The following is a 9,540-nucleotide window of genomic DNA, read 5'->3' as shown; positions in this document are numbered from 1 at the left end:
ATGCATGAAAAAGAATGAGAGGAAGTCCCCCCTCATTCTTTTTCATGCATTCTTCAAATCTAGCAGTCTTTTATCAACTAGGCGTTTTTCTTCTTTTTTTATCGTACCTGGTGCGACTTTCTTGAGAATAGGTGTCACACGGATAACATCTTGGAGTTTGCTAATTAGGCTTTCATCAAGTTCCTCTTCAGACTCTATAAATAGCTCGAATTCGTCCTGGTTGCGTTCCCACGAAACTATTCCTTGGAACATTCTATACCCCGCTTCCTCCAATACAAGCGAAAGCTGCTTTTCTCTAACAAACATCCCTTTTACCTTTATTCCATCACTCACTCTTCCAAGAACTCCAGCAATCCGCTTGCCTTCATAACCTTCCACCCAGCGTGACAAATCTCCGGTTCCAAAGCGAATGAGCGGATAGCTTTTGTCATATAAAGTCACGACAATTTCACCTTCACCTGTATGAACTTCCTTCCCATTATGTGGATCGCAAATTTGCACAACCGCTGTATTAGTCAAGCATAAACCAGGCCCTTTCTTATCCTCAAAGGCAATACAGCCACAATCTGCAGTGCCATATCCTTCATAGACTGATATCCCACTGTCCTCACATCTTTTTCTCATATCCGTTGTCAGCATCTCCGCCGTAAAAAATGCCTTGTTTATATGAATCTCTTTGCCTTGCATCCACCCCTTTTCCTCCATTGCGTCTAATAAGATGGAAAAGAAACTCGGTGTACCGACATAACCAGTCACTTGTAAATCCTTCATCACTTGTATTTGCAGTTCACGATTACCTGTTCCAGCTGGAATGACTGTTGCCCCTATTTCTCTGAGAGCAGAGTCAAACATAAAGCCTGCGGGTGATAAATGATAAGAAAAGGTATTTTGTACTATATCCCCCTTACCAAAACCTGCAATAGACAGAGCCTCAGAAAATCTCCAAAAATCTTGTTCTTGTGTTTGAGGGTCGTAGATTGGGCCCGGAGACATAAATATTCTTGCCATCTCTGCAGCTTGGATCGTTGTAAAATTTCCGAATGGGGCATTTATACTCTGAAGCCTAGGCAATTGATCCTTTTTTAATACCGGAATTTTCTCCAAATCCTTAAATGACTGAATATCACCTGGAGAAAGGCAAGCCTCATCCATAATCTCTTTGAACCCTTTTGCATGGTCATAAGCATATTGGATAACGCCTTTCAATGCCTCCATTACAGCCACCTCTTTCTTCTTTTATACGATTTAATTTCTTTATAGCTTCTTCGTCCCTTATCGCTCATCCCTAAATAAAACTCACGAACATCCTGATTAGCTAGTAATCTTTCAACTGTTCCATCCATCACAATACGGCCATTTTCCATTATGTAGCCATAATCGGCAATAGATAACGCTACATTCGCGTTTTGTTCAACTACTAATATCGTTGTCCCTTCCTCTTCATTAATTTTCTTGATGATGGCAAAGATTTCTTTCACAAGCAATGGAGCTAGTCCAAGTGAGGGTTCATCTAATAGCAGTACTTTAGGCTTAGCCATGATTCCACGGCCAATTGCCAGCATTTGCTGCTCACCCCCGGATAAATAGCCTGCCTGCCTGTTTTTTAACATTTCCAGCTTCGGAAAATAATGATATACCTTTTGGATATCGTCCTTAATATTTTTGCGGTCTTTACGAGTGTGAGCACCTGCTATTAAATTTTCCTCAACTGTTAATTGCTCGAATACACGACGCCCTTCCATGCATTGAAAAATCCCTTTTTTTACAATCGTTTCGGCATCGCTGACATCAATTCGTTCTCCGTACAACTCGATATATCCGTCAGTCACTTCACCATTTTCGCTTTTTAATAGACCGGATATGGCCTTAAGAGTAGTAGTTTTTCCTGCACCATTACTTCCTAATAAGGCAACAATCTTTCCTTTAGGAACCACCATTGACATTCCTTTTAGGACAAGAATAACCCGGTCATACATGACTTCGACATTATTAATCGTCAGCATACAATTCCTCCCGCTCATTACTTTCAAAAAGGGAGCGTCCGTTAAAACGCTCCCACCCTCATTTAATAGCCGATATAATCTGTGAATATTTCAAATTTGCCATTTTCTACTTTTGCTAATCTAATTTGGTTAGTACCAGCATGATTATCAGCTGAGAAAGAAACTGGTGCTGCCAGACCGCCTAGATCAAGATTTGATAATTTTTCTAAACCGCCTCGTATCCCTTCACCCGTTGTCGGATCATCAGCCAGCTTCATGCCTTCAACCATAATTTTCGCTGAAACCCATCCTTGGATGAACTTTTGGTTCTTATCCTCTAACTTTTCACCTTTACCTTCTAAATACTCCTTTATCTCCGCTATACCTGGTAAATCTTCGTAAGGAAACGCATGTGTCACAACACCGATAAAGCCTTCCGCTGCATCACCTGCAATTGGAAGCAAGCCTTCACCTGTTGCCCAGTTCAATCCAATAAATTGTGTATCTATCCCTAGCTTTTTGGCATCTTTTAGAATAGTTGCTGTTGCCCCCCACGTTTGTTGAATAAGCGCATAATCAGGGTTTTTCTTTTCCATATTTAATAATTGTGAAGTTGCATCAAGCGTTTGCAGTTCAATAATTTGTTCATCAACAACGTCAATACCAATTTCTTTTGCAAAGTTTTTCGCATCTTCAATTGGTGATTTTCCAAATGCTGTATCATTATAAAGTAAAGCAACCGTTGGGGTTCCACCGCTATGATTATCTTTTATCCACTTTAAGGCTGATCTTGCTTGGTCTGAATAAGTCGCAGCAGCTAAAAAGTTATATGGGCTTTCCTCTATATTTTTGAGGTTTTCGGAATAAGAACCGGAAATATATGGAAGCTTATCAGTCGCCACTTGCTGGCGAAGAGCTTCGGTATCACCTGTTCCCCATCCTAAAATAGCTGCCACCTTATCTTTTGATTTATATTTTTGATAAAGTTTTTGAGCTTCAGGAATTTTATAAGCATAATCATCACTGATTATTTCAACGTTATGGCCATTAATTTCTTGCTTACCTATATGCTCAAAATACGCTTTTGCACCTTCAGCATAAGGAGTTCCAACATCACCAGTTCCTCCTGTAATATCAAAAATCCCACCGAATTTAACTGTACCCTTTGTATTGCCTGAACTCTTCTCACCGCCTGAACATGCTGTAAGCAATCCTAACATTAACACTAACAACACAGCCCAAAACTTTCTCATTTTCTTCCCCCTTAACTTGAGTAAATAATTATTAAAAATTAGAAGTAATTGCAAATTACATCCAATATCTAATCACCTAATATGAAAATGGCCACAATCTAAAGTAATCTTTAATATTTTTCCATATTTTCGCCAGCCCTTGTGGTTCATAAATAAGGAACAATATAATAACAAGTCCAAATACAACTTCCTTCATTCCAACGAGAACATTAGCAATATCCGGGAAAATCCCACTTAAAAGCTCAACACCTGAGCGTAGAACAACGGGCAGCAAAGTAATAAAAACAGCTCCATAAATAGAACCAAATACACTGCCTAATCCACCTACAAGTATGATGGCTAAATATTCAATCGAGACGCCAATGCTATACAGCTCTGGACTTACAACCATCGTGTAATGTCCAAGCAATGCCCCTGCTACACCTACAAAGAACGAACTGACGATAAAGGCAAGCACTTTATACTTGAATAAATCAATACCCATCACTTCTGCAGCAATATCCCTGTCCCTAACAGCGATAAAGGCTCTGCCAACTCTTGACCGGAAGAGATTTAATGTGAACATTGTTGTTATGATCAGGACACCAAACATTAAATAGTAATAGCTTGATTCACTATTAAAGATAAAACCGCCAATTTCAGGTCTAGATAGGACCATTCCAGCTGTACCGCCTGTTAGTGAGTCCCATCTAGAAATTACAAAGAGGATGATCACCTGGGCTGCCAAGGTAGCAATAGCTAAGTATAGTCCCTTTAAACGGAGAGAAGGCAATCCAAATAGTCCTCCAACAATTGCAGTGATCATCCCGGCCGTTGGCATCGCAATCCAAAAACTTAAGCCAAGCTTTGCCGTTAGAATGGCAGATGTATAGCCGCCGACACCTAGAAAGGCCCCAACCCCAATGGATATTTGTCCAGTAAAACCAGTTAATATATTTAGCCCGATGGCGCCTATGGCAGCAATTCCACAAAGAGTGGCGAGACCAACAACGTAATCAGATGCTATTAGCGGAAAGATGGCTAAGAGTGCAAGCATGATAAAGACACGTACTCTTACGCGGGTGATTTTCCATATGGCCATATCTTGTTTGTAGTTCACATGGAACTCTCCACACCCCATTACAAATGGATTCTTCATCCGGTTACACCCTCTCGATTTCTTTTTTGCCAAATAAACCATAAGGCTTGAACATGAGAATAAAGACTAGAATGACAAATGGCATGACTTCTTTCAATCCGCCGCCAACTAATGGATCTAAGTAGCCTCCTGTCATACTTTCGATCACACCAATAATGAGTCCCCCGATAATCGCCCCAGGGATACTATCCAAACCGCCAAGAATGGCAACAGGAAGCACCTTAAGCCCAATAGCCGAAAGCGATGCATTAACACCATTAATATTTCCGAGCAAAATACCGCCGACTGCTGATACAACTGCTGCTATCGCCCATGCCACAGCAAAGATCACTTTCACACTTATCCCCATTGACATGGCAGCCTGCTGATCATCCGCTGTTGCACGCATCGCAATCCCAAGCTTTGAATATTTGAAAAACAGTGTAAAAATTAACAGCATGATAATAACAATGACCAATGACCATAAATAAACCGGAGCCACTACAACTTGGCCTAAACGAACGGGCTCTTCAGAGAAGATTTTTGGAAACACACGTGTTTCATGGCCCCAAATAATATGCACGATTCCTGCTAACACACTTGATAATCCAATTGTTGCCATGATCATAGAGATAACTGGTTCACCGATAAATGGCCGTAATACAATTCTTTCAATGACAAAACCGAGTACAGCACTGAAGATGAGGGCAATTAATAATGCGGCAATAAAGGGAATGTTATAAGCTGTTATTAAGGTCAGACAAACATATGTCCCAATTAATAGAAATTCCCCTTGCGCAAAGTTAATGGCGTCACTAGATTTATAGATTAATACAAATCCGAGCGCCACCAATGCATACACACTTCCTACTACGATGCCTGTTACAAGCATTTGCAAAAAAAACGCCATTAAGCAGCTCCCTCTCCTTCTTCCATGAAAATCACTTGAAGTGTTGTATGAATCGTTTGTTCATTTCCATCCCGATATCTGATTTTTCCTTCAACATTTATTTGCCCTTGCTCAGAGTACAATCCTTCAATCAACGATTCATATTTTTTGGCTACAAACTGTCTTCTAACCTTTTTCGTTCTTGTCAGCTCCTCATCATCCGCATCAAGCTCTTTATAAAGAAGGACAAATTTTCTCACGCGTGCTTTCTCAGGTAACGTTTGATTGATTTCATTTACTTGCTTTTGAATCATGTCTAAAACTTGAGGCTTGGATGATAAATCTGTGTATGTCGTATAGCTTATTTGATTTTTCTCTGCCCATCTGCCGACGTTTTCCATATCAATATTAATCATCGCCACCACGTATGGACGGTCTTTTCCAATCGCTACCGCTTCTTGAATGTATGAGCTGAATTTCAATTTGTTTTCAATAAATTGCGGCGAAAACATTTCTCCTGAATGCAGCCGGATGACATCTTTTATTCGGTCGATCACATATAAATGACCTTGATCATCCAGTCTCCCAGCATCTCCAGTATGCAGCCAGCCGGATTGAATCGTTTCCAATGTGGACTTTTCATTTTTGTAATACCCTTTACATATGCTTGAACTCTTGATAAGTATTTCTCCCTCCTCAGAGATTTTCACCTCTGTTCCAGGAATTGGGATGCCAACACTGTCAAATTTAATGTCGCCGTCACGATGAACGATCGAAATTCCAGATACTTCTGTTTGTCCATAAATACTCTTTACATTTACACCGATACTATGGAAAAACTCGAACACATCCGGACCAAGAGGCGCGCCTCCAGTATAGGCACGCTTCATATTAAGAAGTCCTAAATGGTCTCTTATCGCGCTAAACATAAAATAATCGGCTATTTTATATTTCCATTTCGTACTGATCGATATTGGCTTATTATCAAAATGCGCTCTCGCTACTTTTTCGCCAATAGGCTTGCACCATTGATAAATTTTTCTTTTCAGCCAGCCGGCATCCTGTATTTTCACTTGAAATTTCGAAAGCATATCTTCATAGATTCTTGGTGGTGAAAACATCACTTGAGGTCCGATTTCTCGTAGATTTTCTAACACAGTGGAAGGTTCTTCTGGGAAGTTAATGGTCATTCCATTATATAGGCCCATCGCCATGGTCATCATTTGTTCCCCAATCCAAGCGAGCGGGAGGAAGGATACATATTCATCCTTTTCTGTAAGCGGGTCAATGTTTGAAAGGTTTATTGCCATTTCCAGCAAGTTCTTATATGTGAGCATTGTTCCTTTCGGATTCCCAGTAGTCCCGGAAGTATAAGAAAAAATTGCAACATCCTCTTCATTGCCTTTCTCCACCTCTGATAGAAAAAATGAAGGGGACTCTAATTCAAAATTCTTTCCCATTGCTTGGACATCCTTAATGCTTAGTAAACAATCATCCTTATAATTTCTCATTCCCCGTGGATCATAGTAGATAATCGTCTTCACCTTCGGAATCTCTTCGCGAATCTCAAAAACTTTATCCACTTGCTCTTGATCCTCCACTACAACGATACTGGCATCACAATGGTCTAAAATATAACTAATTTCACTTGGAAGTGATTCTTGATAAATTCCGACTGACACGCCTCCCAGACATTGAGTAGCTAATTCGCTCATCACCCACTCAGGGCGATTATCTCCTATTACAGCTACTTTATCTCCTCGTTTAAGTCCTAGCTTGGCTAAGCCTAGACTGAGAAATTTAACTTCTTCTAAGTATTTTTCATACGTAATTTCATTCCATATACCAAAATCTTTTTCTCTTAAAGCCACATTTGATCCGGCTTTACTTGCCCACTCTAGTAAAATTTTAGGAAATGTCTTGTTCGAGCTGGACATCAATTTAAAACCTCCCCTATCTGCTTACCCAACATTTTCTTCACCTAAATAAGCATCAATAACCTTTTGGTTATTTTGGATTTCATAAGGCGTTCCGTAACCAATTAACTTTCCAAAATCGAGGACAGCAATATGATCAGAAAGGTCCATCACGACACCCATATCATGTTCTATTAGAATAATGGTCGTATTCATTTCCTCATGAATATCGATTATGTACCGGGCCATGTCTTCCTTTTCCTCACTGTTCATTCCGGCCATCGGCTCATCTAGAAGAAGTATTTCCGGTTCTAATGCAAGAGCTCTCCCGACCTCAACGCGTTTTTGCAAGCCATAGGCTAGTCTGCCGACAGGCGTATCCCGGATGTGTTCAATTTCTAAAAAATCAATGACATTTTCAACCTTTTCCCGATGCTCCACTTCTTCTCTCTGTGCCTTCCCCCAGTATAAACCTCCAGAAAGGACTCCCGTTTTCATACGGACATGTCTGCCAAGCATTAAATTATCCAAAACTGAAAGATGCGGAAACAATTCAATATTTTGAAAGGCCCTAGCGATTCCAAGGCTAGCGCGCTTATGAGGCTTAAATTGGGTAATTTCCTCTCCTTTAAAAAGGACTGATCCTTCCGATGGGCGATATAGGCCACTAATACAATTGAGCATACTTGTTTTTCCAGCCCCGTTTGGACCGATTAATGAGAAAATCTCACCCTTCTTCACTTCATAAGATACATGATCTAAGGCTACGACTCCCCCAAATCGTAAAGTAATATCCTTTATTTCTAAAATCCCCACCTAGCAATCTCCCCCTGTTTGTAACATAGTAGATTAAATATTCCAAATATTATTTATATTCTACGACAATTATCTATTTCCTTTTTTATTTGCTATGTTTAGTTGTTAAAGTTTATCGCATAATAACGGACAGTAGAACCTTAATTGATATAAGCTTCATTTTTTCCTTCTTAATACGAAAAAAAGAGTGCAACCAAAAGGATTACACTCTGTCGACATTTTTTAGTCATGCTTTTTGTTCTTCCCTTTTACAAAACGATAGGCAAGATAGGCTATATAAAGCGGAGTTGCGATATAAATTAAATATGGAAATTGGCCTTGTGTACCTTTTTTATAAATAATATACAAAATACAACCGAGGAACACCGTGACAATGGTCCCGTACTTTGGAAGAGGGATTTCTTTAAGACTAGGAATTCTAATTTTACTAACCATTAAAAAACACATACCTGTAAATACAACAGTTGTGATAATATGAGGGATTTTGTCCCCAAATAAAGTTAATAGGGCCAATATTCCTCCAGCAGCTGTAATCGGTACTCCGACAAAATAATTTAATGAAGTCTTGCTGGAGCTAATGTTAAATCTAGCTAATCGATAAGCTCCAAACAATGGAAATAACCCAGCAATGGCCATTCCTAAAATACCAAATTGAAAAAAATAAGTATAATATACTAAAAATGATGGCGCTACTCCAAATGTAACAATATCAGCCAGAGAATCAAGCTCTTTCCCTAATTGGCTATCAACGTTTAACATGCGGGCCAGTCTTCCGTCCATGCTATCTAGCATCATCCCGATTAAAATTAAAATAGCTGCGTTCTTAAATTGTCCGGTCGCAGCAAAACCGACTGATAAAAATCCGCAATATAAATTTCCAAGCGTGACCATATTGGGAATTGCCTTATAAATTTTCACAAGTCGTAATCTCTCCTAACGATATTTATCTATATCATATGTCATTACATTATTTTCACCCTATATTTTATGTACAATTTATGCCCTTGCTGCTTGCTAAAGAAGATTATAACACTTTTTTCCTCTGTTTAAGCAATCTTCTTATAAAAAAAGGATTATAAAAGCATCGGAATTTACACCGATGCTAAATAAAATAATATCAATATATCATGAATCTATTCTTTCAATAATTGTCGCATTCGCCATGCCATGCCCTTCGCACATTGTTTGGAGACCATATCTTCCTCCAGTGCGTTCAAGCTCATGCATCAATGAAACCATTAATCTTGCGCCGCTTGCACCAAGAGGATGACCGAGTGCTATTGCACCACCGTTTGGATTAAGTTTGGCAGGGTTCGCGCCCGTTTCCTTTAACCAAGCTAGCGGGACAGGTGCAAAGGCCTCATTTACTTCAAAAACATCAATTTCATCTATTGATAATCCTGCTTTCTTTAATGCTTTTTCAGTGGCTGGAATAGGTCCAGTTAACATTAAAGTTGGGTCTGAGCCGACAATCGTTCTAGTGAGTATGCGGAATCTTGGCTTCAACCCTAGTTCTTCGGCTTTTTCTCGGGACATAATTAATAATGCTGCCGCTCCATCACTAATC

Annotated in this window: 8 protein-coding genes and 1 pseudogene; all 9 read right to left on the bottom strand. The window is 39.6% G+C overall.

Annotated elements, in window-relative coordinates:
- Positions 1-42: 42 nt before the first annotated feature.
- Positions 43-1,215 (bottom strand): phenylacetate--CoA ligase family protein, encoded by a 1,173-nt coding sequence (locus tag V7149_RS22045; protein ID WP_335347733.1) that lies wholly within the window; start codon positions 1,213-1,215, stop codon positions 43-45.
- Positions 1,215-2,003 carry an ABC transporter ATP-binding protein gene (locus V7149_RS22040; protein ID WP_335347732.1) on the bottom strand — a complete coding sequence of 263 codons (789 nt, stop codon included), beginning with the start codon at positions 2,001-2,003 and terminating at the stop codon, positions 1,215-1,217. Before V7149_RS22040 ends, V7149_RS22045 begins: the two co-directional genes overlap by 1 nt.
- A gap of 62 nt (positions 2,004-2,065) precedes the next feature.
- Positions 2,066-3,235, bottom strand: coding sequence for an ABC transporter substrate-binding protein (locus tag V7149_RS22035; protein WP_335347731.1), 1,170 nt, complete (start codon positions 3,233-3,235; stop codon positions 2,066-2,068).
- Positions 3,236-3,311: 76 nt separating this feature from the next.
- On the bottom strand, positions 3,312-4,373 hold the full coding sequence (locus V7149_RS22030) for a branched-chain amino acid ABC transporter permease (RefSeq protein ID WP_335347730.1): 1,062 nt from the start codon (positions 4,371-4,373) through the stop codon (positions 3,312-3,314).
- Between the two features lie 4 nt (positions 4,374-4,377).
- Complete coding sequence (locus V7149_RS22025; RefSeq protein ID WP_335347729.1) at positions 4,378-5,262, bottom strand: branched-chain amino acid ABC transporter permease; 885 nt, start codon at positions 5,260-5,262, stop codon at positions 4,378-4,380.
- Positions 5,262-7,178 (bottom strand): AMP-binding protein, encoded by a 1,917-nt coding sequence (locus V7149_RS22020; RefSeq protein ID WP_335347728.1) that lies wholly within the window; start codon positions 7,176-7,178, stop codon positions 5,262-5,264. Before V7149_RS22020 ends, V7149_RS22025 begins: the two co-directional genes overlap by 1 nt.
- Before the next feature lie 24 nt (positions 7,179-7,202).
- Positions 7,203-7,973, bottom strand: coding sequence for an ABC transporter ATP-binding protein (locus V7149_RS22015; RefSeq protein WP_335347727.1), 771 nt, complete (start codon positions 7,971-7,973; stop codon positions 7,203-7,205).
- Positions 7,974-8,195: 222 nt separating this feature from the next.
- Positions 8,196-8,864 carry a CDP-diacylglycerol--serine O-phosphatidyltransferase gene (gene pssA / locus V7149_RS22010; RefSeq protein ID WP_438824025.1) on the bottom strand — a complete coding sequence of 223 codons (669 nt, stop codon included), beginning with the start codon at positions 8,862-8,864 and terminating at the stop codon, positions 8,196-8,198.
- Between the two features lie 234 nt (positions 8,865-9,098).
- A pseudogene (locus V7149_RS22005) lies at positions 9,099-9,540 on the bottom strand (steroid 3-ketoacyl-CoA thiolase); the annotation flags it as partial.

Source organism: Bacillus sp. JJ1503 (genome assembly GCF_036965125.1).
In the GTDB taxonomy this organism is placed as follows: Bacteria; Bacillota; Bacilli; order Bacillales; family Cytobacillaceae; genus Cytobacillus.
The sequence above is the reverse complement of the archived record's forward strand: the minus strand, read 5'-3'. Positions and strand labels throughout refer to the sequence as shown.

Excerpts from the sequence above, each read along its gene's own strand:
- V7149_RS22035 (WP_335347731.1), bottom strand. The coding sequence starts at position 3,235 with ATGAGAAAGTTTTGGGCTGTGTTGTTAGTGTTAATGTTAGGATTGCTT.
- V7149_RS22040 (WP_335347732.1), bottom strand. The coding sequence starts at position 2,003 with ATGCTGACGATTAATAATGTCGAAGTCATGTATGACCGGGTTATTCTT.
- V7149_RS22030 (WP_335347730.1), bottom strand. The coding sequence starts at position 4,373 with ATGAAGAATCCATTTGTAATGGGGTGTGGAGAGTTCCATGTGAACTAC.
- V7149_RS22025 (WP_335347729.1), bottom strand. The coding sequence starts at position 5,262 with ATGGCGTTTTTTTTGCAAATGCTTGTAACAGGCATCGTAGTAGGAAGT.
- V7149_RS22045 (WP_335347733.1), bottom strand. The coding sequence starts at position 1,215 with ATGGAGGCATTGAAAGGCGTTATCCAATATGCTTATGACCATGCAAAA.
- pssA (WP_438824025.1), bottom strand. The coding sequence starts at position 8,864 with ATGGTCACGCTTGGAAATTTATATTGCGGATTTTTATCAGTCGGTTTT.
- V7149_RS22020 (WP_335347728.1), bottom strand. The coding sequence starts at position 7,178 with ATGTCCAGCTCGAACAAGACATTTCCTAAAATTTTACTAGAGTGGGCA.